Annotated in this window: 21 protein-coding genes; 15 read left to right on the forward strand and 6 right to left on the reverse strand. The window is 65.5% G+C overall.

Annotated elements, in window-relative coordinates; genetic code table 11:
* Nucleotides 1-41 precede the first annotated feature (41 nt).
* On the reverse strand, nt 42-254 hold the full coding sequence (locus FF090_RS09245) for a DUF2788 domain-containing protein (protein WP_138856446.1): 213 nt from the start codon (nt 252-254) through the stop codon (nt 42-44).
* Nucleotides 254-1036: a DUF2189 domain-containing protein gene (locus FF090_RS09250; RefSeq protein ID WP_138856447.1), complete on the reverse strand. Its 783-nt coding sequence runs from the start codon at nt 1034-1036 to the stop codon at nt 254-256. The genes FF090_RS09245 and FF090_RS09250 overlap by 1 nt, the downstream gene beginning before the upstream one ends.
* A gap of 36 nt (nt 1037-1072) precedes the next feature.
* Here FF090_RS09250 and FF090_RS09255 point away from each other — a divergent pair, with 36 nt between their 5' ends.
* From FF090_RS09255 to FF090_RS09270, 4 genes are read left to right on the forward strand one after another with little or no spacing between them, the layout of a single operon-like run.
* A complete protein-coding gene (locus FF090_RS09255) occupies nt 1073-1792 on the forward strand; it encodes an acetyltransferase domain-containing protein (RefSeq protein ID WP_138856448.1) in 720 nt (239 codons plus the stop codon).
* Between the two features lie 11 nt (nt 1793-1803).
* Complete coding sequence (gene rlmB, locus FF090_RS09260; protein ID WP_138856449.1) at nt 1804-2568, forward strand: 23S rRNA (guanosine(2251)-2'-O)-methyltransferase RlmB; 765 nt, start codon at nt 1804-1806, stop codon at nt 2566-2568.
* Nucleotide 2569: 1 nt separating this feature from the next.
* Complete coding sequence (gene upp, locus FF090_RS09265; RefSeq protein ID WP_138856450.1) at nt 2570-3199, forward strand: uracil phosphoribosyltransferase; 630 nt, start codon at nt 2570-2572, stop codon at nt 3197-3199.
* Between the two features lie 3 nt (nt 3200-3202).
* Nucleotides 3203-5464, forward strand: a complete 2262-nt coding sequence (locus FF090_RS09270; RefSeq protein WP_138856451.1) for a penicillin acylase family protein — start codon at nt 3203-3205, stop codon at nt 5462-5464.
* Here the strand turns inward: FF090_RS09270 and FF090_RS09275 are convergent.
* The 4 genes from FF090_RS09275 to FF090_RS09285 form a co-directional block, all read right to left on the reverse strand.
* Complete coding sequence (locus FF090_RS09275) at nt 5426-5965, reverse strand: chromate transporter (protein ID WP_138856452.1); 540 nt, start codon at nt 5963-5965, stop codon at nt 5426-5428. The genes FF090_RS09270 and FF090_RS09275 overlap by 39 nt on opposite strands.
* Nucleotides 5962-6540, reverse strand: a complete 579-nt coding sequence (locus FF090_RS09280) for a chromate transporter (protein WP_138856453.1) — start codon at nt 6538-6540, stop codon at nt 5962-5964. The genes FF090_RS09275 and FF090_RS09280 overlap by 4 nt, the downstream gene beginning before the upstream one ends.
* A gap of 386 nt (nt 6541-6926) precedes the next feature.
* Nucleotides 6927-7082, reverse strand: a complete 156-nt coding sequence (locus FF090_RS19170; protein WP_175423594.1) for a hypothetical protein — start codon at nt 7080-7082, stop codon at nt 6927-6929.
* A gap of 91 nt (nt 7083-7173) precedes the next feature.
* Entirely contained in the window at nt 7174-8187 is a 1014-nt protein-coding gene (locus FF090_RS09285; protein ID WP_138856454.1) for a D-2-hydroxyacid dehydrogenase family protein, read from the reverse strand.
* A 76-nt stretch (nt 8188-8263) separates the two neighbouring features.
* Here FF090_RS09285 and FF090_RS09290 point away from each other — a divergent pair, with 76 nt between their 5' ends.
* The 11 genes from FF090_RS09290 to FF090_RS09340 all read left to right on the forward strand — a co-directional run bounded on the left by FF090_RS09290 (nt 8264) and on the right by FF090_RS09340 (nt 25975).
* On the forward strand, nt 8264-8755 hold the full coding sequence (locus FF090_RS09290) for a gamma-glutamylcyclotransferase family protein (RefSeq protein WP_175423595.1): 492 nt from the start codon (nt 8264-8266) through the stop codon (nt 8753-8755).
* A 175-nt stretch (nt 8756-8930) separates the two neighbouring features.
* The gene (locus FF090_RS09295) at nt 8931-10736 is read left to right on the forward strand and encodes an O-linked N-acetylglucosamine transferase, SPINDLY family protein (RefSeq protein WP_138856456.1); all 1806 of its coding nucleotides are present in this window, start codon (nt 8931-8933) and stop codon (nt 10734-10736) included.
* 12 nt (nt 10737-10748) lie between these two features.
* Nucleotides 10749-13097 (forward strand): type I secretion system permease/ATPase, encoded by a 2349-nt coding sequence (locus tag FF090_RS09300; protein ID WP_138856457.1) that lies wholly within the window; start codon nt 10749-10751, stop codon nt 13095-13097.
* Nucleotides 13094-14296, forward strand: a complete 1203-nt coding sequence (locus tag FF090_RS09305; protein WP_138856458.1) for an HlyD family type I secretion periplasmic adaptor subunit — start codon at nt 13094-13096, stop codon at nt 14294-14296. The genes FF090_RS09300 and FF090_RS09305 overlap by 4 nt, the downstream gene beginning before the upstream one ends.
* Nucleotides 14297-14616: 320 nt before the next feature.
* Nucleotides 14617-16740, forward strand: a complete 2124-nt coding sequence (locus FF090_RS09310) for a type I secretion system permease/ATPase (protein WP_175423596.1) — start codon at nt 14617-14619, stop codon at nt 16738-16740.
* A 616-nt stretch (nt 16741-17356) separates the two neighbouring features.
* The gene (locus tag FF090_RS09315) at nt 17357-18793 is read left to right on the forward strand and encodes an HlyD family type I secretion periplasmic adaptor subunit (RefSeq protein WP_138856460.1); all 1437 of its coding nucleotides are present in this window, start codon (nt 17357-17359) and stop codon (nt 18791-18793) included.
* 2 nt (nt 18794-18795) lie between these two features.
* On the forward strand, nt 18796-20184 hold the full coding sequence (locus FF090_RS09320) for a glycosyltransferase family 4 protein (protein WP_138856461.1): 1389 nt from the start codon (nt 18796-18798) through the stop codon (nt 20182-20184).
* Entirely contained in the window at nt 20181-20372 is a 192-nt protein-coding gene (locus FF090_RS09325) for a MarR family transcriptional regulator (RefSeq protein WP_138856462.1), read from the forward strand. The genes FF090_RS09320 and FF090_RS09325 overlap by 4 nt, the downstream gene beginning before the upstream one ends.
* A 122-nt stretch (nt 20373-20494) precedes the next feature.
* The gene (locus tag FF090_RS09330) at nt 20495-20917 is read left to right on the forward strand and encodes a hypothetical protein (RefSeq protein ID WP_138856463.1); all 423 of its coding nucleotides are present in this window, start codon (nt 20495-20497) and stop codon (nt 20915-20917) included.
* 983 nt (nt 20918-21900) lie between these two features.
* The gene (locus tag FF090_RS19750) at nt 21901-25155 is read left to right on the forward strand and encodes a calcium-binding protein (RefSeq protein WP_138856464.1); all 3255 of its coding nucleotides are present in this window, start codon (nt 21901-21903) and stop codon (nt 25153-25155) included.
* Nucleotides 25145-25975 (forward strand): hypothetical protein, encoded by an 831-nt coding sequence (locus FF090_RS09340; protein WP_175423598.1) that lies wholly within the window; start codon nt 25145-25147, stop codon nt 25973-25975. The genes FF090_RS19750 and FF090_RS09340 overlap by 11 nt, the downstream gene beginning before the upstream one ends.

Consider the following 25975-nt stretch of genomic DNA (forward strand, 5'->3'; position numbering starts at 1 on the left):
ATGGCGGCAGAGAAGGGCATCTGGGGTTCCGCTCGGTACTTTCAATCCCCGCCCAGGATCCACTTGATCACGCCCTTGATGGCAAAGCCCAGCAGGCCGAAGCCCAGGGCCAGGAAAAGCACAAAGGTGCCGAACTTGCCGGCCTTGGACTCGCGCGCCAGCTGGGCAATGATGAAAACCATGTAGAGCATGAAGGCCGCGACCCCGAAGGTCAGGCCGAATTGGGCGATTTGCTCCTCAGTGAACCCGCCCATCACGACCTCGCCGGCAGAGGGCTGGCATCCACCAGATCGGTGTAGGCGTGCCAGCTGGCATGGGCCAGCAGGGGCACCACGACGATCAGGCCGAGCAGCGCGGGCAGCATGCCCAAGAGGGTGATGCCCATCAGGAGGGCGGCCCACAGGCTCATCAGGCCGGGGGCGGCCAGCACCACGCGCCAACTGGTCAGTACGGCGGCCCACAGGCCGATGCGACGGTCCAGCAGCAGGGGGATGGAGACCACCGAACTGGCAAACACCGGCGCGGCCAGCACGGCGCCCAGGAACATCCAGGCCTCGAACAGATGGCCCTCGCGGGCCAGCAGCACCACGCGCAGGAAGTCCAGCGGACTGTTGACCGGCGCCCCGGCAAAGGCACGAATCAGCGCCGCCGATGTCAGTACCCAGCCCGTGCCGGCCAGGGCCAGCAGCAGTCCGAAGCCGATCAGCGTCGGCTTGTTGGGGCGCCACATGCGCAGGGCGGTGGCCAGATTCGGTCGCGCGCCGCGTGCCAACTCGCGGCTGACGGCATAGAGGCCGGTCGCCGCAATCGGCGCCACCAGCAGAAAGCCGCTGAAGGCGCCGGCCAGGAACCAGAAGCGCTGGCCGGCCAGGCTCAGCAAGATCAGGCCGAAGGCCGCCATGAAAGCGCCATGCAGCAGCCCGGGCAGGGGACAGGCGCGCAGATCCTGCCAGCCGCGCCGCAACCAGTGCATGGGTTGGTCGGGAGTGACGGCGCGCAGGCGCACGCCCAGGGATTCATTCAGGGCCGGACTCATGCCGCCATCATCGCAGCAGGCACAATCCCGCCCCCGATGAGTGCTCCCCATTCCCCGCGACTCGACCGCCTGGACGCCTTGCGCGGACTGTGGATGCTGTGGATGGCGGGCTTTCACTTCGCCTTCGACCTGGCGCACTACCGGTTGATCGAGGCGAACTTCTATACCGACCCGCTCTGGACCACGCAGCGCACCGCCATCCTCTCGGGCTTTTTGTTTTGGGCGGGCCTGACCCAGGGCCTGGTGAGCAGCCCGCGCTTTTGGCGCCGCTGGGCGCAGATCGCCGGGGCGGCGCTCCTGGTCACTGCGGGCTCGGCCCTGATGTTCCCGCGCAGTTGGATCAGTTTTGGCGTGCTGCATGCCTTTGCGTTGCTGCTGCCGCTGGCGCGGTTCGGGTTGGCGCGCCTGTCTTCAACCCTGTTGTTGGTGCTGGCAGGCCTGTGCGTGGCGCTACCGATGGTGGTGCAGCACCCCTGGTTTGACAGTCGCTGGACCTATTGGCTCGGCCTGGTGACGCACAAGCCCGTCACCGAGGATTTCGTGCCCCTGTTGCCCTGGGCCGCGCCGCTAATCCTGGGCCTGGTGGCGGCGCGATTCGAGCGCACGCGCCGGTTTCTGGCCGGGCCGGTGCCCTTCGGTCACCGTTCGGGCCTGTTCCAATGCAGGGCCTTGGGGCGTTGGCCCCTGAGCTTCTATCTGCTGCACCAGCCGCTGCTGCTGGGCTTGCTCCACCTCTATTTCGCTGCGGCCGCGTAGCATCTCCGACCATGACTGAAGCCCCTCGCAAGGTGCTGTACGGCTTTCACGCGCTGTCCACCCGTTTGAAGATTGCCCCCGCCAGCATCGAAATGATCCTGGTGGATGCCAGCCGGCGCGACGCGCGCATGAAGGGCCTGCTGGCCCGTGCGGTGGAGGCCGGCATCAAGGTGGTGGAGTCCGAAGGCCTGCAACTGGACCGTCTGGCACGCACCGACCGCCACCAGGGCGTGGTGGCCAAGGTCGAACCCCTGAAGCAGCAGCACTCGCTCGACGATTTGCTCGACGAAGTGGCCGCGCGCGGCGAGAAGCCCTTGCTGCTGCTGCTGGACGGCGTGACCGACCCGCACAACCTGGGTGCTTGCCTGCGTGTGGCCGATGGGGCCGGTGCGCATGCGGTAATCGCCCCGCGCGACCATGCGGTGGGCTTGAATGCCACGGTGGCCAAAGTGGCCAGCGGCGCAGCCGAATCGGTGCCCTACCTGATGGTGACCAATCTGGCGCGCACCTTGGGTGAATTGAAGGAGCGCGAGATCCTTTGCGTGGGCACCTCGGATCAGGCCGAGGCCTCGCTCTATCAATGTGCGCCCTTGCGCGACGCCAAGCAAGGCGTGGCCTGGGTGCTGGGCGCCGAAGGCCACGGCCTGCGCCAGCTCACCGCCAAGACCTGCGATGTGCTGGTCAGCATTCCCATGCGCGGCGCGGTCGAGAGTCTGAATGTGTCGGTCGCGGCCGGCATCTGCCTGTACGAATCCCTGCGTCAACGAGAGAACTGAAATGCCTGTCATCGCCGTCAATCACCCGCTGGTCAAGCACAAGGTCGGTCTGCTGCGCGAGGCCGACATCTCCACCAAGAAATTTCGTGAACTGACCCAGGAAGTGGCGCGACTGCTGGCCTATGAGGCCACGGCCGACTTCCCGACCGAAAAGGTGACCCTGGAGTGCTGGAGTGGCCCCACGCAGGTGGATCAGATCGCCGGCAAAAAGGTCACGGTGGTGCCCATCTTGCGCGCGGGCTTGGGCATGCTGGATGGCGTGCTGGACATCCTGCCCAACGCCAAGGTGTCGGTGGTGGGCCTGGCGCGCGATCACGAGACGCTCAAGCCCGTCAATTACTTCGACCGCTTTGTCGGCAATCTGGATGAGCGCACCGCGCTGATCATCGACCCCATGTTGGCCACGGCCGGCTCGATGATCGCCACCATCGATCTGCTCAAGGCGCGCGGGTGCCAAGACATTCGCGCCCTGGTGCTGGTGGCGGCGCCCGAGGGCGTGGCGGCGCTGCAAAAGGCGCATCCCGATGTGCGCTGCTGGACGGCGGCCATCGACAGCCATTTGAACGAGCAGGGCTACATCATCCCGGGTCTGGGTGACGCCGGCGACAAGATCTTCGGTACCAAGGAATAAGCCTTGCTGAGTTTGAGGGGCGTGCGCCGCGCCGCGCTGGCGCTGTTGCTCCTGCTGGGCCTGTTCGCCGCTGCGATCACCGGGATGGTGCGCGGTAGCCTGCCTGCGCTGGAGGGTGAGCGAGCCGTCGCGGTGGCGGCGCCCGTGGACGTCGAACGCGACGCGCGTGGCACGGTGACGCTGCGCGGCTCTTCGCGCCTGGACCTGGCCCACGCCACTGGCTGGGTGCATGCGCAGGATCGCTACTTCCAGATGGACTTGCTGCGGCGCTCGGCCGCCGGTGAGTTGGCCGAGCTGGTGGGCTCTGCGGCCTTGCCCTTGGACCGTGAGCGTCGTCTGCACGACTTCCGCGCCCGTGCCGAGCAGGCCCTGAAGGGCCTGAGCGCCGCAGAGCGGGAGCTGTTGGAGCGCTATGTGCAAGGGGTGAATGCCGGCTTGCAGGACCTGTCGGCACGCCCCTTCGAGTACTGGCTGCTGCGTCAAAAGCCCAAGGCCTGGACGCCGGCTGACACCCTGCTGGTCGTCTATGCGATGTACCTGGATCTGCAGGACGGCCAGTTCGAGATGCTGCGCGAGCGCCTGCGGGCTGAAGGCCTGCTGAGCCCTGAGCAGCAACGCTTCTGGTGGGCTGCCGGCCTGCAGGGGCTGGAAGCGCCTTTGGATGGCGACACCGCCTATGCAGAACCGGCGCCTCTGCCGCCGCCACCGGCCTGGTGGGGACGGGGCGGGCTCAAACAGGCCGCCGCAAGCGCTGAACCGCAGACGTTCGGCAGCAACGCCTGGGCCGTGGCGCGTCTGGGTCAGCCCGCGATGGTGGCCAATGACATGCACCTGAATCTCGGCCTGCCCAATATCTGGTACCGGCTGGCCCTGCATTGGCAGGATGAAAGCGGCGCGCGGCGCGCGGTGGGACTGACGCTGCCCGGTGCTCCGGCCCTGGTGGTGGGCAGCACCGGCCGCATCGCCTGGGGCTTCACGAACGCCTATGTGCAGACGCAGGAATTGAAAGTCCTGAGCGCGGCCGAGCAGCAGCAGATCCGCCGCCAGCGCCATGAATTGCGTCGCAGCGATGGGGATGCGGAGGTGCTGGAGGCGGAGGTCTCCCCCTGGGGGCCGGTGCGACGCATTGCTGGCCAGGTTCTGGCGCAAACGTGGCGGGCCCACGCGCCGGGCGCAGTGAACCTGCGCTTGCTGGCGCTGGAGCAGGCGGCCAACGTGGACGCGGCCCTGCGCCTGGCCCCCGAGTTGGGTCTGCCGACGCAAAACCAGGTCGTGGTCGATGCCCAGGGCCATCTGGCTTGGACGGCTGCTGGCCCACTGCAAGGCGCGCCGCATCCCGTCGTGCGGGATCCCGAGGGCGGCGTGATCTGGAGTGCCAACCAGCGACACCTAGGGGGGGCTGGCTTCGCGGCGTTGGGCGATGGGGGCTATGGCGCACCAGGCCGGGCCTGGCGCATCCAGCAGCGGCTCCAGAAGTTCCAGCAGCCTGACGAGGCCGCGCTGGCCGACATCGCGCTGGATGACCATGCGCCGGTGTTGGCGCGCTGGCGAGCGGTGTTGCTGCGGGCCTTGGGTGAGGGAGCGCTGGAGTCGCAGCGTAGCGAGTACCGCCGCCTTTTGGGCTCAGATCACAGCATCGCCAGGGCTCGCCCGGAGGCGGTGGACTACACCTTGCTCAAGGGCTTTCGGCAGGCGGTGCTGCGCGAGTTTCAGGCCCAGTTCAGTCAGGCCTTGGGGGCGGACTTCAATCTGGCCCGCGCCAGCCCGCGCTGGGATGAGGCCGCGCTGCGGCTGTTGGAGCAGCAGCCCGAAGCCTGGGCGCTGGCCTCCAGCTGGCGTGCCTGGATCTTGAGCCAGGTGGACGCCGAAATTCTGCGCCTGCGCCAGGCCCATGGTGAATTGGCGCAAGCCCATTGGGGCCAAAGCGACTCCATCCAGGTGCGGCATCCGCTGTCGCGCGCACTGCCGCCTTGGCTGGGCCGACACCTGGACGCCCCGCCACAGCCCATGGTGGGCGATGGCTTGAGCCCGCGTGCGCAGGCCAAGAACTTTGGCGCCAGTGAACGCCTGGTGGTCGCCCCCGGTCGCGAGGAGCAGGGCTTGTTTGCCATGCCTGGCGGCCCAAGCGGCCATCCGCTGTCGCCCTTTTATTTGAGCGATCACGCTGATTGGGCGGCGGGTCGATTTGGGCCTTTGTTGCCGGGGGCGGTGCAGCATCGGCTGCGTTTAGATCCAGCCCAGCGCCCCACACAACGCGCCAATTAGGCCGCCCAGGGCCAGCCACAGCAGCGGCGGCCCGCCCCAGCGCAAACTGCCCAGCGCCACCAGGGCAATACAGCCCCATGCCGGTGCACTGTGGGCATAGGGTTGGGCCAATAGCGCCGCGCCGGCCAGGGTCAGGCCCAGCACCAGCGGCGCGCTGCCCACCTGAAAGGCGCGCAGGCCTGGGTGCTGGCGGTTGGCCTCGGCCCAGCGCGCAAAGCGCCACACCAAGAGGGTGGAGGGCAAGAGGATGCCGCCCAGGCAGGCCAGCAGGCCCAGGGGCCCGGCGGCCATCCAGCCCAGCACGGCCACCACCAGGATGTTGGGGCCGGGCGCCGCCTGGCCCAGGGCCACGGCCTGGGCAAAGCCGGCCTCATCCAGCAAGCCATGGCGCTGCACCAGCAGGCGTTGGCTGTCGGCCAGGATGGCATTGACACCGCCAATGGACAGCAGAGAAAGCAGGGCGAAGTCCCCCGCCAGGGACCAGAAGCTCAGCGCGGTCATGGCGCCTTTTGCCCTCGTCGCCAGGCCAGCGTCACCCCCAGGGAGCTGACGCACAACACCACGCCCCAGAGCGGCCAGCGAGCCAGCAGGCTCAGGACCAGGGTCAGCAGGCTCAGGGCCCAAAGCGCCGTGGCGCCCAGAGGGGTTTGGCGCACCGCGCTCAGCATCTTGAGACCCGCAGCAAAGGTCAGCCCCGCCGCCACCAAGCCCATGCCGCGCAGGGCGCCCTGGACCCAGGGCAGATGCAGGCTGGATTGCACGCTGGCCGCCAGCGCAATGACCAGCAGGCCCGGCAGCAGCAGCATCCCCCCCAGCACGGCCACCACGCCGCGCCAGCCGAAGTAGCGCTGGCCCAGCATCAGCATCAGGTTGATCACATTCGGCCCGGGCAGCACCTGGGCGCTGCCCATCAGTTCGACGAACTCGGAGGGCTTTAGCCAGCGCTCACGCTCGACCACCTCGTGCTGGGCCACCGCCACGATGCCGCCAAAGCCCTGCAGCGCCATGCGGTTGCAGACCCAGGCCAGTTGCCAGGGGGAACGCGGTGTCGGCTGGTGCTGAGAAGGGGAACCCATGCCAGCATTTTGGCGGGGGAAAAAATGGGGTGACGCCTAGGGAGGGTCTGCAAAACCCCCTGCGCCCGCGCCAAGACTTTTCGGGATGAGGGCCAAGGCGCGAGCCGCCGCTCAGGCTGGCGGCCTGAGCAAGGCTTGCAACGCCGGCCATCGCCCGAAAAGTCTTTGGCCCGAAAGGGTTTGCGAGATAGCCGGCCGTCTCGGTCGTTGGCGCGCTCGGCTGTCGGACGGCGAGTCCGACCTTCGCGCGCCGCCTACGATCCGGCCGGTTCTCTCGCAAACGCGGGCAGCACGGGGTTTTGCAGACCCTCCCTAGCCTTTGTGTGGCCGCTGCGTCACCCCCAATGGCCGCTCTCGCGGCCCCGCTCAATCGGTTCAGGGACGGCTTAGGGACGGTTTTGGGGATGGTTCTGCTCGGCACCCGTGGCGGCGTCACCCCACAGAGCCCGGTCGTACAAGCGACCATCAACCGGGACGTGCAGCCAAAGCCACAGGACCAACAGCACCAGCAACAGGTTCTCCAGCGTGGCGCGGCGTTTCATGGGGCAAGGGGTGGAGCTCTCATGGATTGCATCGTAATGCGAACCATTCGCATTTGCAACGTATTAATCGCCGAGCGAGTGCCGGCTGCAGTCAGCGCGCCGGGCGTAGCACTTCGGGGTTGACGATGTTCTTCGGGGTGCCACGCACGAACGCGGCAACGTTTTCGAATGCGGCGCTGAAATACGCCTCGTAGCTGTCCTGCTCGACATAGCCAATGTGCGGGGTGCACACCGCGTTTTCCAGGCGCAGCAAGGGGTGTCCCTGCAGGATGGGTTCGCTCTCGAACACATCCACGGCGGCCATGCCGGGTCGGCCCCGATTGAGGGCGGCCACCAAGGCGTCCGGCGCCACCAACTCGGCCCGCGAGGTGTTGACGAAAAGCGCCGTGGGCTTCATGAGTGCCAGGTCTTCAGCACGGACCAGGCCTCGGGTCTGGTCACTCAGGCGCAAGTGCAGCGACAGCACATCACAGGCCGCGAAAAAGTCGGCTTGGCTCTCGGCCACGGTCAGGCCGTCGGCCAAGGCTCGCAGTCGCGTGGCTTCGCTGCCCCAAATCAGCACCTGCATGCCAAAGGCGCGACCGTAGCCCGCCACCAGTTGGCCGATGCGGCCATAGCCCCAGATGCCCAAGGTCTTGCCGCGCAGCAGCATCCCGAGCCCGAAATTGGGCGGCATGGATGCGGCCTTGAGCCCACTCTGCTGCCAGGCACCATGTTTAAGGTTGCCGATGTACTGCGGCAGCCGACGCATGGCGGCCAGGATCAAGGCCCAGGTCAGTTCGGCCGGTGCGTAGGGCGAACCACCCCCTTCCGCGACGGCGATGCCCAAACGCGTGCAGGCTTCGACGTCAATATGGCTGCCCAGCCGCCCGGTCTGGCTGATGAGCTTGAGCTTGGGCAGCTTTTCCAGCAGTTGGCGCGGAAAGGCAGTGCGCTCTCGGATCAACACCAGCACCTCGGCGTCGCGCAGGCGTACCGAGAGCTGGCCGATGCCCTTGACCGTGTTGGTGAACACCTTGGCCTGCACCCCTTCCAACTCGAGCAGGCTGGCGCAGCGCAGCTTGCGCACCGCGTCTTGGTAGTCGTCCAGGATGATCACGTTCATGGCGGGGCGGGATTGTGGACTCGTGGCTGGGGTCAACACCCCAGGGCCTGCCCCAGGGTCGCCCCACAATCTGCTCATGAGCGCGCTGATCTTCACTTACGGCACCCTAAAGGCCGGCTTTCGCAACCAGCACTGGAATGAGGGCGAGCGAGTCCCCGGGGTGTTTGAGACCTTGGTTCCACTGCCCCTCTATGTGATCGGCCCTCGGCATCTGCCTTGGCTGCTGGAGCTGCCGGGCCAGGGCCTGCGGGTGCAGGGTGAGCTTTACCGTGTCGACGCCGCAGGCTTGGCGCGCATGGATGAGCTGGAGCAGGTGGACGAGCCGCTGTGGTACCGGCGGGCGCCGCTGCAGGTGCGGGGAAGCGATGGTCGGGTCTGGGACTGCGAGGTGTACTTCGGCTGCGCCACACGCTGGGCGCAGGAGCAGGTGCACCTGGGGCCGCTGGCTGCTTATACGCAGGAACATGCGGCGCAACGCGAGCGCGCACTGGCCCTAGGCCCGACAGACTCCCAGAAGCCCAGGCCGCCGCGCAGAATGCACGCTGAAGACGGAAACAGCCGGGACTAGACCCTCCATCTTTGCGGTGGGTGGCCGAAGAGCCCCCCTAACATCCCGAGCACCGGGACTCTGCCCAGGACGCGCCGTGCCCTCTGTGATTCCACTTGCCAAAGTTGCAACGCCTGCAACTGCCCCCGCCATCGCTGAGCCCCAGGCCAGCCTGACGGCGGCTGGCTCCGGCTTGATGAATTTGGGCGAATTGATGCAGCGGGCGCAGGCCTGGCAGGCGCAAGGGCAATTGGAGGCCGCGGCAGCCCTGTACCAGGCCTGGCTGGGCTTTGCCGGCCATGCCCCGCTGCACCGGGCGGTGGCTGGATTCAACTGGGGCACCGTGCTGGGTGCCCTGCGTCGCCCCGAGCAGGCGCTGCAAGCTTACGAACAGGCCCTTGCACTCAAGCCCGATTTCGCTCAGGCCCTGCTGAACCAGGCGCACCAGTACGAGCATCTGGGCCGCAGCGACGAAGCCCTGGCCACCTGGGCGCGGGTGTATGACGGGATCGAGCACCTGGACAGCATCGGTGGCGAGGCCCTGGACCTGCAGCTGCACGCCTTGAACAACAGCGCGCGGCTGCTGGAGCAGCTGCGCCGTTATGACGAATCTGAGACCTTGATGGCGCGCAGCCTCATGCTCAAGGCCACTCAGGGCGATGTGATTCAGCACTATGTGCACATTCGCCAGAAGCAGTGCGAGTGGCCGGTTTACAAGCCGGTGGGGGCGGTCACCGAGAACCAGCTGCTGACCTATACCTCCTTGCTGGCGATGCTCAGCGCCAGCGATGACCCCGCACTGCAATTGCTGACCTCCCAGCGCTTTGTTTTTGAGAAGGTCAGCAAGTACGAGGGCAAGCCTTATCACCGCCAGCACGGCCCGGCCCAGCGCGAGGGGCGCTTTCGCATCGGCTACCTGAGCGGCGACCTGTGCATGCACGCCGTGGGTTTGCTGACGGCCGAGCTCTACGGCCTGCACGACCGCCAGCGCTTCGAAGTCATCGCCTATGAGTGGAGTCGCGAAGACGGCACGCCGCTGCGCGAGCGCATCAAGGCCGGCTTTGACCGGCGGGTGGCCCTTCAGGGGCTGGACGACGAGGCCGCCGCTCGGCGCATCGCGCAAGATGGCGTGGATGTGTTGGTGGATTTGCAGGGCCTGACCAGTGGCGCCCGCCCCGGCATCCTGGTGCATCGTCCGGCGCCGATTCAGGTCGGGTATCTGGGCCTGCCCGCCACCTCGGCCCTGCCGGGGGTGGACTGGATCCTGGCTGACCGCTATGTGATGCAGCCGGATTACCTCAAATACTGCAGCGAAAAACCCATCTACCTCTCCACCTGTTACCAGGTGAGCGACCGCCAGCGTGAGATGGGCGCGCCGCCCACGCGCGCCCAGTACCAGCTGCCCGAGGGCGCCTTTGTTTTTGCCAGCTTCAACAACAACCACAAGGTCAGCGAGGCGATGTTCGGGGCCTGGCTGCGCATCCTGCAGCGGGTGCCGAACTCCGTGCTGTGGCTGCTGGCGGACAACCGCTGGAGCGAGGCCAATCTGAAGGCCGCTGCCGCCGCGGCGGGTATCGAGGCGCAGCGATTGATCTTTGCGCCTCGCGTGGCCCCGCCGGACTATCTGGCGCGCTTTGCGCTCGCCGATCTGGTGCTGGACACCTTTCCCTATAACGCCGGCACCACGGCCAGTGACTGCCTGTGGGCCGGCGCGCCCATCTTGACGCTGTCCGGTCGCTCCTACATCAGCCGGATGTGCGGCAGCCTGCTCACGGCGGTTGGCCTGCCCGATCTGATCACCGAAAACTTGGCCGATTACGAGCGCTTGGCGGTGCAGATCGGCCGCAACCCGGCGCGCGCGGCCAGCTACAAGCGCTACCTGCGAGAGCAGGGTCGAAGCAGCGCGCTGTTTGACATTCCGGCCATCGTGAGAGATATAGAGCGTCAGTTCGCGCATCTGGCCACCCAGGCGCGCGCCGGTCTGCCCCTGCAAGCACTCTGATCCCGCCCTTTTATGGCCAAGTCCCCGGACCCCTTCTTTGACGAGCCGCGCGGCGCCAGCCCGCGCCGCTCGCCTTTGCAGGTGGCCCCGGCCTTCACCCCGCCGCCGGTTGACGAGCCGGCCGCACCGCCGGCAGGCGCCAGCGCCCCGGTGGGCGACGCGCTGCTGCAGTGCCTGAGCTGGCTCACTGGCCACCACGGCAAGCCACGCTCGCCCGAGAGCCTGCGAGCCGAGGAGCATGTGGAAGGGCGCATCAGCCCCGATCAGGCCCTGCGCGTGATGCGCCAGGCCGGCTACAACGCCGCGCTGCTGCCCAAGCGCATTGCCGACATCAACCCGTTGTTGCTGCCCGCCGTTCTGCTGCTGAAGGACGCCGACGCCTGCGTGCTGGTGCGACGCATGGATGAGGAGGGCGGCGGCCGCTTCGAGGTGGTGTTCCCCGATGGCGATGGCCAGCCGGTTGCTGCCGGTGTGGAGGAACTGAACGAGGCCTTCAGCGGTTTTGTGTTGGTGCTCACCCCTCGGCTGGACGCTGCCAGCGAGGCGCGTGCCGACTCCTTGCTGGCCGGTGCCGACGAGCATTGGCTCTGGGGCACCCTCAAGCGCTTCACGCCTTACTACCGCTCGGCCATGCTGGCGGCGCTGCTCTCCAACGTGCTGCTCTTGGTCATCGGCCTGGTGACCTCGGTGATTTTTGACAAGGTGCTGCCGCACCAGGCCACCACCACGTTGTGGACCCTGGCTGTGGGTGCCTTCATCGCGCTGGCGTTTGACCTGTTCGCACGCCAGTTGCGCAGCCATCTCATCGACCTTGCCGGACGCAAGGCCGATCTGATCATCGGCTCCAAGCTGTTCCGCCAGACCCTGGGCGTGCGCATGGAGCACAAGCCCGAGTCCGCTGGGGCCTATGGCTACCACTTGGGCCAGATCGAGACGGTGCGCGACTTCTTTGCCTCGGCCAGCCTGGCGGTGCTCACCGATCTGCCCTTTGTGCTGCTCTTCATCGGCATGACCTTCCTGATCGCCGGGCCCTTGGGTTGGGTGCTGGCTTTTGCCGTGCCTTTGCTGATGGGGCTGACCTTCCTGATCCAGCGCCATTTGCGCCGCACTCAGGCCGCCTTGCAGCAGGAAACCGCCGATCTGCAGGGCACCTTGGTGGAAGCCGTGGAAGGCCTGGAGGATTTGAAGACCTCGGGTGCACAGGGCCGCTTCATCCGCCGCTACGAGACCAGCACGGCAGTGGCGGCCGAGGCGGGCCTGCGTTCGCGCACGCTGATGTCCTGGTCCAACAACCTCACCATGACAGCCCAGCAGCTCATCACGCTGATCATGCTGGTCTGGGGGGTCTATCTGATCAAGGATGGTGAGGTGACGGCTGGCGCGTTGGTGGGGGCGGTGATGTTTGCCAGCCGGGCGCTGGCTCCGCTCTCCAGCTTGGTGGCATTGACCACGCGTTACCAAGGTGCGCGTGCCTGCATGCAGGCCATCGACAAGATGATGGCCAAGCCCCAGGAGCGCGAGGCGGCGCGGGCCTATGTGAGTATCAAGAACGCGCAGGGTCGGCTCGCGCTCAATGATGTGGGCTTTGCCTACCCGTTGCCGGCCGGCGTGGAGGGCAATGCCCCCAAGGTGCTCAAGGCGGTCGGCCTGAGGTTCGAGCCGGGTGAGCGTGTGGCCGTGCTGGGGCGCATCGGCTCGGGCAAGAGCACCATCCTGCGGCTGCTGGCCGGGCTCTATCAGCCCAGTGAAGGGGCGGTGGAGTTCGATGGCATCGATCTGCGCCAGATCGACCCGGCCGAGTTCCGTGCCCGCATGGGTTTTGTGGGCCAGGAGCCGCGGCTCTTCAACGGCAGCTTGCGTGACAACGTCAGCATGGGCCGTGGAGACATCGACGCCAGTCGATTGGTCGAGGTGGCGCGCTTGACTGGCCTGGATCGCGTGATCGCCGGCCACCCGCAGGGCTGGGACTTGGGTGTGGGCGAAATGGGGGGGCTGCTCTCGGGCGGTCAGCGCCAGCTGGTGGCCCTGGCCCGCGCCTTGGTGCACCGGCCGCAGATTTTGTTGATGGACGAGCCCACCAGCAGCATGGACGCGCAGAGTGAAATCCAGTTCCTGCGCCAGCTCAAGGAAGCCATGAGCCACAACCAGGGCACCTTGGTGGTGGTGACACACCGCCCGGCGGTGCTGGAGCTGGTGCAGCGCATCGTGGTGGTGGACGGCGGCCGGGTGGTGATGGATGGGCCGCGTGACGCTGTGCTGGCCGCACTCTCGGGCGCACGTCCGGCGGACTCGCAGGCCGAGCCGCCCAAGGTTCGCATCCACCCGACCGCGCAGCCCGTCGCGCGCTCTTCCACGCTATGAGTTCATTGGGACAGGGTGAGGCCCAGTTCCTGAGCCCCTTGGCGGCGGCCCAAGTGGACGAGGCACTGCCGCGCGCGACCTGGGTGCTCTATCTGCTGCTGGCCCTGGTGGTGTGCTTCATTGCCTGGGCGGCGGTTGCCGAGGTGGACGAGGTGGCGCGCGCCGATGGGCGCCTGGTGCCGGATGGCCGCGAGCAGGTCATTGCCTCGCTGGAGCCGGGCATCCTGGGCGAACTGCTGGTGCGCGAGGGCGAGTTGGTGGAGGAGGGGCAGGAGTTGGTGCGCCTGGACCCAACCCGGGTGGAGGCGGCCCAGAACGAAGGCCAGATCCGCCGCTTGGCCTTGCTGGCCACGGCCACGCGGCTGCGCGCCGAGGCCAATGGCAGTGAGCTGGTCTTCCCGCCCGAGCTGCAAACGGCCAAGACCTTGGTGGCGAGCGAGCATGAAGCCTATGCCTCGCGCCGGCGCCTGCTGGACGAGACCCTGGCCGGGATCTCCAACAGCGTTGGACTGGTGCAGCGCGAGCTCACCATGGCGCGCCAGATGGCGGCCCAAGGCCTGATGAGCAATGTGGAGGTGATGCGCCTGAGCCGCCAGGTCAGCGAGTTGCAGCAGCAGCGCCAGGAGCGGCTGAACCGTTTCCGCCAGGACGCCAGCGGCGAGCTCGTGAAGGTGCAGAACGACCTGGCCATGCTGGACGAGCAACTGGTGGTGCGACAGGACCAACTCAAGCGCACCGTGCTCACCAGCCCGGTGGACGGGGTGGTCAAGGCCATCAAGATCAGCACCGTGGGCGGCGTGGTCAGCAGTGGCGCACCCATCATGGAGATTGCGCCCATGGGCGGGCGCGTGATCGTCGAGGCGCGCATCAAACCGCGCGATATCGGCTTTGTGTCAATCGGCCAGAAGGCCGAGGTCAAGCTCTCGGGCTATGACTTCAATGTATTTGGTGGCCTCAAGGGCAGGGTGGACTACATCAGCCCGGATGCCGTGGGTGAGCCCGAGAAGGGCGCCGACAACATGTACTACAAGGTCCTGGTGGTGAGCGAGCGCAACACGCTCAAGAAGAGCCAGGGCAAGACCCTGCCGCTCATCCCCGGCATGGCGGCCCAGGTCGACATCCGCACCGGCGAACGCTCGGTGCTGAGCTATCTGGTGCGGCCCATGCTGAAGAGCCGGGAGGCGTTGCGCGAGCGCTGATCGGTGGTCGCTCCGGCGCTGGGGCGTCTTTATCGATGCTTTAGCTGGCCTTTAGCCGCCCTTTGGCCGCTCTTTAGCCGCTCTTTAGCCGCCATTTGGCTTACGTTGTCTTTCTGTCCGTCTCCCCACAAAGGGGGATGGGCAAGCGCAGCACACCCAGGCAGAGTCCGCGCCTTTCTCGCCCAGCCCAAAAGAAGAGACGGTCACGCGCCTGCGTATCGAGACCGCTTCGTGCTACCGACATGTTTCAGCCTTTGCTCGGACCGCCTGCGGTCGAATGTTCCTCGACCGCCTCAGATTCCGCTGAGCCCGCCCGCCCGATGCAAGCCTTCTGCGTTCTGGCCCGCCTGCACCAGGTCGCGGCCGAGCCCGAGGCCTTGGCGCATGCGCTGGGCCTTGCGCCTTCGGATGCGGTGGGTGAGCCCGAGCTGCTGCTGGCCGCCAAGCATCTTGGGCTGAAGGCCAAGATCAGTCGCAGCTCGGTCGAGCGCCTGCCGCTCACGCCGCTGCCTGCGCTGGCACGGTTGAACGATGGGCGCTGGGTGGTGCTGGCGCAGTGCGATGGGCAGCGCGTGCTCTTCATGGATCCCGCCGCTGGCGAGGCGAGGCCCACCATCGAGCCGCTTGATGTGTTCGCTACACAATGGAGCGGCCTGCTGCTCTTGGCCACCAGCCGCGCCACCCTGGCGGGCGAGCTGCGCAAGTTCGATTTCTCCTGGTTCGTGCCGGCCCTGGTGAAGTACCGCCGCCTGTTTGGCGAGGCGCTCTTGGTATCGCTGTTCCTGCAGCTCTTCGCCCTGGTCTCGCCGCTGTTCTTCCAGGTGGTGATGGACAAGGTGTTGGTGCATCGGGGCACCAGCACCCTGGATGTATTGGTTGTGGGCTTGGTGGTGGTGGTGCTGTTCGAGAGCGTGCTGAACCTGCTGCGCACCTATGTGTTCAGCCACACCACCAGCCGCATCGATGTGGAGCTCGGCGCACAGTTGTTCCGGCACTTGTTGGCGCTGCCGCTGGCCTACTTTCAGGCGCGCCGGGTGGGCGATTCGATTGCCCGCGTGCGCGAGCTGGAGAACATCCGCCAGTTCCTGACCGGCAACGCCCTGACCCTGGTGCTGGACCTGCTGTTCTCGGTGGTCTTCATTGCGGTGATGTTTGCCTACAGCGCACAGCTCACGCTGATCGTGCTCGTGTCGCTGCCGCTTTATGTGGGCATCAGTTTGCTTGTCGTGCCGGTGCTGCGCGCGCGCCTGGACGAGAAGTTCGCGCGCGGCGCCGAGAACCAGTCGCTCTTGGTGGAGACGGTCACCGGCATCCAGACCGTGAAGGCCAGCGCGCTTGAACCCCAGATGGCCAGGCGCTGGGAGAGCCAGCTCGCCGCCTATGTGGCGGCCAGCTTCAAGACCTCGACCCTGGCCTCTTACGGGCACGAGGGCATCAATCTGATTGGCAAGCTGATCAATGCCGCCACGCTGTGGTTTGGTGCGCATCTAGTGATGGACGGCCAGCTCACCGTGGGCCAGTTCGTGGCTTTCAATATGTTTGCCGGCCGGGTGGCCCAGCCCATCATGCGCATTGCGCAGATGTGGACAGACTTCCAGCAGACCGGCATCTCGATGGCGCGGCTGGGCGACATCCTGAACACGCGCAGCGAGCTGCCCGCCAAGAGTGCGAGCCCCTTGCCCCGTGTGCAGGGCCGCGTGACGCTTGATGGTGTGAGCTTTCGGTATCGGCCCGATGCGGCGCCGGTCTTGCAGGGCGTGAGCCTGGACGTGCAGCCCGGCGAGGTGATCGGCATCGTCGGCCGCTCGGGCTCGGGCAAGAGCACCTTGACCAAGCTGATCCAACGCCTCTATGTGCCAGAAAGCGGCCACATCCGCGTGGACGGCCAGGACATTGCGCTCATCGACGCCGCCCAGCTGCGCCGGCAAGTGGGCGTGGTGCTGCAGGAGAACATGCTGTTCAACCGCAGCGTGCGCGAGAACATCGCCATTGCCGACCCCGGCGCGCCCCTCGACGCCGTGATCGAGGCCGCCAAGCAAGCCGGTGCGCATGAGTTCATTGGCGAGCTGGCCGAGGGCTATGACACCGTGGTGGGTGAGCAGGGCAGCGCGCTGAGCGGCGGCCAGCGCCAGCGCATCGCCATTGCCCGCGCGCTGTTTGCCAACCCGCGCATCCTGATCTTTGACGAGGCCACCAGCGCGCTGGACTACGAGAGCGAGGCCATCATCCAGCGCAATATGCGCCGCATCTGCCAGGGGCGCACGGTGTTCATCATTGCGCATCGGCTCAGTGCGGTGCGGCAGGCCAACCGCATCATCGCGATGGAGCGCGGGCGGATTGTGGAGATGGGCTCGCATGAGGAACTGCTGTCCCGGCCGGGTGGGGTGTATGCGCATTTGTGGCGGGTGCAGTCGCAGGGGCTGGACGAAGGGTCTTCGTCATGACGCGCCTTGTGTCTTTCTCCCAGCCCGCCCGGAATTCGCCCGGGCCGGCGACCTACTTTCTTCGCTTCGCCGAAGAAAGTAGGCAAAGAAGGGCGACCCCGATGCGCAGCCCCTTGGCTTCGCCAAGGGGTCCCCTGCGATGCTCGCGAGCCAGAGCCAGCGCGGAACGCGCTGCGCTCGCAAGCTCGCTTCGCTTGAACGGCCGCGCCGAGTCAGTTGGGGATGCGCGCTGCGCGCGCGCTCTGACTCGCTGTGCTTCTCGGCAGCGCATAGGGGACCCCGCGAAACGGAGCGGCTGATTGAAGTCCGGGCTGTTCGACTGTTTTGGGGCTCCCTATGCCAAGCCGAGGAGCACAGGAGTGCAGACCCGCGCGCGCGGCGCGCCACGTGAACTGACTCGGCGCGGCCGTCCAAACGCAGTGAGCGCAGCGAACGGAGTGCGTTCCGCGCCGGGGTCTGCAATCCGAGCACCGCAGGGAACCGCTCGCCGCAGGCGAGCGGCGCCGGCATCGGGGGTCGCCTTTCTCTTTCCCCCTTTCTCTTTGGCGACGCAAAGAGAAAGGGGTCGGGGTGTGGGGTTGAAGACCCCACGGGCTCTCCCGCAATACGAACTGAAATGAAAACGCAAGTGAACCCCATCCCCCCAGCCCACCCGGCGCTGGACCTCCTGCGCAAATACGCAGCCATCTTCCAAGCCGCCTGGGCCCAGCGCCACGAACTCGCCGGCCCCAAGCGCTTGGCCGACGAACAAGCCTTCCTGCCCGCCGCCCTGGCCCTGCAGGAAACCCCGCCGCATCCGGCCCCGCGCCGCGCCATGCTGACGATCTGCGCGCTCTTTCTGATCGCCCTGGTCTGGGCCCTCGTCGGCCAGCTCGACATCGTCGCCGTGGCCCAGGGCCAGGTGGTAGTGAGCCAGCGCAGCAAGACCCTGCAGCCGCTGGAAACCAGTGTGGTCAAGGCCATCCATGTGAAGGACGGTGACGTGGTGCGGGCCGGGCAACTGTTGATCGAACTGGACGCGACCGCCCAGGGGGCCGATGCCAGCCGCGTGGCGCAAGAGCTGGACGCTGCCCGCAGCGAGGCCCTGCGCAGCCAGGCCCTGCTGCAGGCCCTGAACCAAGGCGGCCAACCGCAGCTCAAGGGCACGGAGCTCAAGGCCGAGGCGCTGGCCAGCGCGCAGCACCAACTGCAGTCCGAGTGGGCCGACGTCCAAGCCAAGCTCAGCAAGCTGCAGGCCGAGGCCCAGCGCCGCCAGGCCGAGCTGGCCACCGCCGAACAGGTGGTGGCCAAGCTCAGCACCACCCTGCCGCTGGCCCGCGAGCGCGAGCGCGACTACCAGTCACTCTCCACCCAAGGCTTCATTGGCGGCCACGCCACCCAAGACCGCCAGCGCGAGCGCATCGAACTGGAGCGCGACCTCGCTACCGCCCGCGCCCGCCAACTCGAAGCCCAGGCCAGCGTGCGCGAGGCGCATAGCAATGCCCAGGCCTACCGCGCCGAACTGCTCAAAACCCTGCACGAACGCCAAGCCACGGGCCTCCTGAAGACCGGCCAGCTCAGCGAAGAAGGCAGCAAGGCCCAGCTGCGCCAGCAGCTCACTCAGCTACGGGCGCCTGTGGCCGGCGTCGTGCAACAACTGGCCGTGCACACCGCCGGCGGCGTCGTCACCCCGGCCCAGGTGCTGCTGGTGCTCGTCCCCCAAGACGCCGAAGTGACCGCCGAGGTGGCGCTCGAAAACAAGGACATCGGCTTTGTGCGCGTGGGGCAAACGGCCGAGGTCAAGCTCGAAACCTTCCCCTTCACCCGCTACGGCACGGTGCCGGCCACAGTCACGCGCATCAGTGCCGATGCAGTGCACGACGAGAAGCGCGGCGCGCTCTTCATGGCCACGCTGCGCCTGGACAAGACCGCGCTGGTGGTCGAGGGGCAGCGCATTGCTCTGAGCCCGGGGATGAATTTGAGCGCGGAGTTGAAGACGGGCAAGCGGCGCGTGATTGAGTATTTGCTCAAGCCGGTGCAGACGCGCGCCAACGAAGCTGCAAGGGAGCGCTGATCATGAAGCTGCTCATCATTCACCAGAACTTCCCGGGCCAGTTCAAGCACATGGCCGCCGAGTGGTGGCGACGTTCCGGCTGGGATGTGATCGGCATCGGGCGCGACACTGCGCCCGGCTTGCCGAACCTGCCAGGCTTCAAGCTCATCCGCTACCAGCCGCATCGTGGCGTGGGCAAGGCCCAGCACCCCTACTTGCGCCGCATGGAAGACGCGGTGCTTCATGGCCAGGCCGTGGCCCGTGTGCTGCTGCAGCTCAAGGCCAGCGGCTGGCGGCCCGACACCATCCTGGCCCACCCGGGTTGGGGCGAGACTCTCTACGCCAAAGATGTGTTCCCCGACGCGCGGCTGGTGCATTTTTGTGAGTGGTTCTACAACGCGCCCGGCGGCAGCGGCAGCGGCAGCGGCGGCGACCGGCAAGGCCTGGACCGGGCAGCCTGGCCCTATGCCGACGTGGGCTTCGACCCCGAGTTCCCAACGCGCTTTGATGACCACGCCCGCATCCGCTCCTGGAATGCGCTGCATCTGCTGAATCTGCACAACTGCGACCTCGGGATCAGCCCCACCCAGTGGCAAAAGGCCCAGCATCCGCGCGAGTACCAGCACAAGATCGTCGTCGCGCACGAGGGCATTGCGACCGATCATCTGGGGCCGGACCCGCAGGCCCTGTTCAGGACGCCCAGCGGCGAGGTGTTGAGGGCCAACGACCCCGATAAGCCGGTGATCACCTATGTGGCCCGCAATCTGGAGCCCTATCGGGGCTTCCACACCTTCATGCGGGCGCTGCCGGCCCTTCAACGCGAGCACAAAACGGCCCACACCCTGATCGTCGGCGGCGACGACGTGAGCTATGGCTCACGGCCTCAGGGCGCCAAGAGCTGGAAGAACAAGATGTTGACCGAGGTGGGTCATCAGCTTGACCCCAGGCGCACGCACTTCCTGGGCAAGCTGCCCTATGCCGGCTACAAAAAGGTGCTGCAGCTCAGCAGCGCCCATGTCTACCTGAGCTACCCCTTTGTGCTGAGCTGGTCCTGCCTGGAGGCCATGGCCACGGGCTGCCTGGTGGTGGGCAGCGATGTGGCACCGGTGCGGGAGGCAATTCGGGACGAGCTGTCTGGGCTGCTGGTCCGTCCGCTCGACCCGCACGCTTTGGTCGTGCGGGTCAACGCGGCCCTGGGCCTGCCGGCCGAGCGGGCCCAAGACCTGCGGGCGTGCGCCCTGCAGCAGGCCCAGGAACGCTGGCCGCAGGGGCGCGGCCAGCGGGTGTTTGAGGGCTTGCTCACTGCGCCGGCGACGGCGGGGGATGCGTCCCATCAGCCTGGCCCTGGAGTGGGGCTGAAGCCCAGCCCAGCCCTGGCCGTCAAAGACTTCGTTCAAGAGGAAACCGTGTGACCAAGAATCAAGAAATGGCCAGCGTGTTCGGGTTGCGGGAAGCACCTTGTTTCGATAGGCGCCTTCACACCCTGCACATCGCGCCTGCGTTCCTGATGTCGGAATTGGCGCGTGAATTCAAGCTGTCCGCAGGACGAGTCAGTCAATTGATCAAGAAGGCGGGCTCCGCCGGAAAGGATGACCTGTGACCCACGCAGAAACACCCTCGAAGGGGGCTCAGATTAAAGACCCTGGCGCCGATTAAAGAGTTGCCCCTGGCGCCTCTGACGCCCGAAACCCAACACGAAACAACTTAGAAAAAGGAAACAGCATGGAAGTCTTGCCTATTTTTCAGATGAGTATTCTTTCTAATGAACAGGAGTCGGCGCTTCGACGGCTACTGGTCAATAACGTTTCCGCAGAGCATTTTCCAAGTCCTGCAAACCCTTTCAGGGCTGAACGAAAGTGCCTCGTCGACGCTGAGGGCGGAGTGATTATCTGCGTGCTGCAAGGCCTTGGGATGGATTTGTTGCCAACCAAGTACTTTTTGGCGAAGGATGACTGCTTTGCATTGGTTGAAGTTCCCTGGAAGGTGAATCCAGAGGTGCGCATACTATTTGCAAGTGGTGAATATTTTTCTGAACCCACGTTGACTATTGGCATCCTAAACAGGGGGCTTCAAATGGGAGGTCGATATTTGGTCGGCTACAACTCGGCCATGTCTGAGTTCTGCAATATTTCGAACGCGCACTAAACGATAGTCATAGGCATAGCATGTCCAGTCTTCAAGCGGCACTCGCCGAAGTCAAATCAGCAGCCAACCTTGAGGCTATCAAGAAAATAATTCAAGAGCTGGATACTTCCATCCCTGGGGTCACAGCCAATACAACTTGGCTTCTCTGGAGCGGTAGGCTAAGTGACGGCACGTCTGCTGGGTTTGTTGCAGATCTTTGGTCGCAAGCCATTGGGACAGATGGGAATCGAGTGTTTGCCACCCTAGGTGACAGTCCGTTGTCAAAATTCCTAAACTCGCCAGAACTTTCTGCGCGCTTGTGGGAGATAACTGAGTCAGATCTCGCCAAGAGTACGGATAACTGGGCTTCGTTATCCGCTTCGGAAAGGCAGAGTAGAATCAATAGTCGGTTTGAAAGAACTCTGACAGGTACGGATGCAACGACGCATATTCGAGTCAACTCGGACTCACTCTTTGATTTGGCATCCAGAAGATTTGTTGAAACTGGCGGCTCAAAGTGGCGCTTGCTTTTTGGAGATAATCCATACGACGCGAGATCGGTGGCGGTAGTTACTGAGCTTCCTGCGTTGCTAAAAAAGTCCCAAGATACAATTGTCGATGGACTTGATGTCGCGACATTCCAGAAGTACGAGGACCCTTTAAAGGCCATGTACGCAAATGGGAATTTGCGAACGATTCTCTCCAAACCAAAAATAGATTCAGGTTTTCAAAAATTTGTCGAAACTGGCGCGCAGTCAATTGATGATTTGGCGCGAGCATTGTCCGCAGAAATTGGCGGGATAATGGGCGAAGTTCGAAATAATCCGCAACTTGCGGACTCGGCAAGTCAGCTCAAAGCGCTTGGTCAAAAATTTGCAGATAGCGGCCTGCCAAGGACACTTAATAAGCTTGGAGCACTTGGGGTTTTTGCAGGCCTTTTTGTTGCTTCGGGGAAAGCTTCTGCAGCCGCCCTTGATGGTGATACTGGACGAGCAAGCCAAATCATGGCCGAGTGGGCTGCGGATGCGGCCCTGTCAGAAGTTGGCGCGCTCATTGGCTCTGCGGTAGCTGCCATTGCCCTGGCAGCTGCTGGCGCAGCCGGTGCAGTCGTCAGCGCCCCTGTCGCTGGCGCAGCTGTCCTCGGCGCCGCACTAGTTGGCAGCTTCTTTGGCTCCGACGCCGCCGAGCGCCTGGGCGAGTACTTCGAAGACCGCGACCACAGCGGCCGCATGGACGCGCTAGAAAAACTCCAAGGACTGCTCTTTGGCCAGAGCTGGACCGTCACCGACACGCCGCCGCCCGATTTGCTGGCCAAGGCGCTGCAACTCAACGCCGACTTCCTGGTCAAGTCCCTGCAACTGACTTATTCGCGCGAGGACATCGTCGCGCTCGCAAAGACCAGCATCGCCTGGCGCTACGCCCTGCGCGAACTCACGGGCTTCGCCGTCGAAGGGCTGAACTACGACGAATACAACCTGGACGGCAGCCTGGACCTCTTCGATCCCGCCACCGGCGAAGGCGGAATGACCGAGGAATACCTCAAAGACCGCGCCGCCATGATGATGTGGAAGGTGCGCTTTGACCGGGGCATGGCCGATGACAACGACGGCCCGAATCTGTCCGACCGCTCCAAGTCCTACTACGAAGACTGGGATATCGCGTCCATCGAAGGCAACTGGGACTTCGTGGACCGTAAGCACCTGGTGGCGGGCGACCCACTGACCCTGCAGATCGACGGCAGCGGTATCAGTGTTCACGACCATCAAGTCGTCTTCGGCACCGCCAAGGACGAAGAGTTCCACGGCGAAGGCGACAACGATCGGCTGTATGGCGGCGGCGGTGCGGACAAGATCACCGGTCGCAAAGGAAGCGACTACATCGAGGGCAACGGTGGCAACGACAAGCTCTACGGCGACGAGGGCCACGACACCCTGCGCGGCGGCAGCGGCAGCGACGAACTGGAGGGCGGCGTTGGTAGCGACCTGCTGCAAGGCGAAGCCGGCAACGACATCCTCCACGGTGGCGAAGGCCACGACGCTCTTTCGGGCGGTAGCGGCGCCGACGAACTCCACGGCGACGCTGGCAACGACGTCCTGATTGGCGGCACCGGCGCCGACATCCTCAAGGGCGGCGCCGACAACGACATCCTCTTCGACGAAGGCGGCGCCGAGGTCAACTACCTCTGGGGCGAGGCCGGCAACGATGCGCTGGAGATCCAGGCCGGCACGGGCAAGAACTTCCTGGACGGCGGCAGCGGCAACGATGTGCTGATCGGCAGCCGCGCGGGCGGCAATGCCCTGACCGGCGGCACGGGCAACGACTGGCTGCAGGGCGGGGATGGGTTGGACATCCTGGTGGGCGACGGCGGCGTGGCCGACTCTGGGGGCGGCGCGGACGGCGCCGACCTGATCGAAGCCGGAGGCGGTGCTGATCAGATCACCGGCGGTGGCGGCTCCGACCTGCTGCGTGGCGGCGCGGGCCAGGACCACTACCGCTTTGAGGGGGCGGGTTTTGGGACGGATGTGATTGACGACGCGGACGGCCAGGGCGAACTGGTGTTTGCCGGCCAGATTCTCAAGACCGCGAGCTTCAGTGAGGACAAGCAGTGCTGGATCGCGTCTGGGCCAAATTCGGGCGGTGTCGAGATCCGCAAGCTGGAATCCGAAGGATCGATCACCTTGGCCATCAGCCTGGACGGGGATGTGCAAAGCACGGTCTATCTGCGCAACTGGACGCCGGGGCAGCTGGGGCTGACGCTGACGGGCGAGCCCAAGCTGCGCGACCGGCCCACCGCCACGCCCGTGAAGCCGCAGAGCCGCGCCGAGAACAATTTTGTGGACTTCGTGCGCGGAGACGCGGTCGACGCCGACCAGGGCAACGACCTCCTGGTGGGCAGCGATGCATCAAGCCTGTTGCTGGGCGGCACTGGCAATGATTTGCTGGATGGACGGGGCGGGGATGACTGGCTGGAGGGGGGCGAGGGCACCGATCTGATCCTGACCGGGGCCGGCAAGGACGTGGTGCTCGGCGGCGGGGGCAAGGATCTGATCCGGGCCGGCTACCGGTTCGACATGAGCATGGACAAGGTGTACACGCCCGGCGGCGGCTGGTACGCCGCATCCAGCCACAAGATATTTTTTAGTCAGGGCGCGGGGGTGGCTGAGTGGCTGGCCACGGACGAGAACACGCGCACGCAGTTTTCTTACTACGTGCTGAAGTCGGACACTCCCGGCGAGACCGAGCGCGAGCGCATCGACATCGCGCACCCCAACCTGGCCGCCTTTGACTTTGAGTTCAAGGCCGAACTGGGGGCCGGCTCGCAGCCGCCCTCCCATCTGTGGTGGTGGTCCTATGCCAACGAGGCGGTGCCGCGCTTGGTGCCCAATCTCAGTGTCACGCTGACCCTGGGCGCCAACGAGCAGGTGGCGCGCGACGCCGTCTTCAAGAAGAGCGAGGCGCCCGATCCGCTGGACTTGGGGGCTGCGATGCCCTTCAAGCTGGAGTTGGAGAACGGCCAGTACATCCTGGCGCCGGGCAGCCAGGCGCAGGGGGTGGCGTTTTTTGGGGGGGGCGGCGATGACGCGCTGTTTGGGGCCAACGACAACGACAGGCTTCACGGCGAGGTCGGCGATGACCTCTTGATCGGCGAGGGGGGCGACGACGAACTGGTGGGGGGGGCCGGCCTGGACTCGATCTCGGGCGGCGACGGACGCGACCGCCTGGACGGTGGCGCCGAGGCTGACTTCCTGGTGGGCGGGCTGGGTGCGGACGTCCTCTTGGGTGGCGCCGGGCATGACCTGCTGCTGGGCGACGCGCCCTATCAGCAGGGCAACACGGTCGCGCCCTTTTATCCGGTGGGGCTGGATGTGGGGGCGATGGGGGGCGACCTGCTGGACGGCGGCTCTGGCAATGACACGCTGTTTGGCAACCATGGCGACGACGGGTTGTTCGGGGGCGCAGACGATGACCTGCTCTGGGGCGGCGAGGGCCAGGACCGGCTGTTCGGCGATGCGGGCGCGGATGAGCTAGTGGGAGGGCTGGGGGATGACCCCGCTGGGCCGCGAACAGGGGCTTTGCGGTGGCCTAGGCAGGCGGTTGATCGAGAAGGCGGAGGTCGCTGGAATGGAAGCGTCGTGATCCAACAGGAAGAGCGGACGCTGCGAGAGCGGGCCAACGATCTGCCACCAACTTCATTCGCCCTGGCGTCTGTTGGGCGTAAGGGCGCGGCGAACGATGAAAGGTTTGGCCGTGCTGCCTGATGTTCGTATCACAAGCAAAGTTCTGGGCTTGTTGCTGCTCTTCAGTTTTCAGGGATGTGAGTCAGAGCAAAGCAAGGCCGAGAAGGCCTACCAACAGAAGTATGCGAAGGCCAAGGCGCTGTTCGAGGAGCGCTGCCAGACGGCGGGCGTGGTGATTCATCGCACCGTGAGGGATGTCGAAGGCATCGAGTTGACCAAGGTGCGGCCCAAGCTCGAATGGGCGGACAAGCGCTACTTTGATCCGATGTTCGAGGGCGCGGCGATGGCGGGGGAGAACCAGGGAGACGATTTCATCAAACAGTTCTTGATGAGTGAGTTCCTCGTGCCCGACCGGCCCAACGAGCGCAGCTCCCTTGGGCCACCGACTCAGGAGAAGAAGCGAAGCGGGCTCGTGATCAAGAAGGGCTATGCCTTTGTCGAATACATCGACGCAAGTGCTCGGCAGCGCTTCATGTGCAGACCGGACTGGTCGTTGGACCATCCGAATTGGGTGCCCGGTCAGCACCACTGCACCGCAATCGAGAGGTCCAGCACGCGATACGCGTTGGACTACGAAGACATCGTCACCCCGGCCGATCGCGCACTCTGGGTGGCGGGAACCCGGCTCAAGGTCATCGACAAGCAGTCTGGCGAAACCATCGCCACCTTCACGAAATTCGTCTGGGATCCGGGCTTCGGCGTGAGCACCACAGGCAGGTGGCCTTGGCAGCATGCTGATGGCAGGGGAGACCGCAACTGCCCCTACGAGCAGTTCAAACCCACTAGCAACGACAGTCGCTACTTCGTTGACACCGTACTCATTCCAAAACAGGGAGATTGA

It is taken from the genome of Inhella inkyongensis (assembly GCF_005952805.1).
GTDB lineage: Bacteria > Pseudomonadota > Gammaproteobacteria > Burkholderiales > Burkholderiaceae_C > Inhella > Inhella inkyongensis.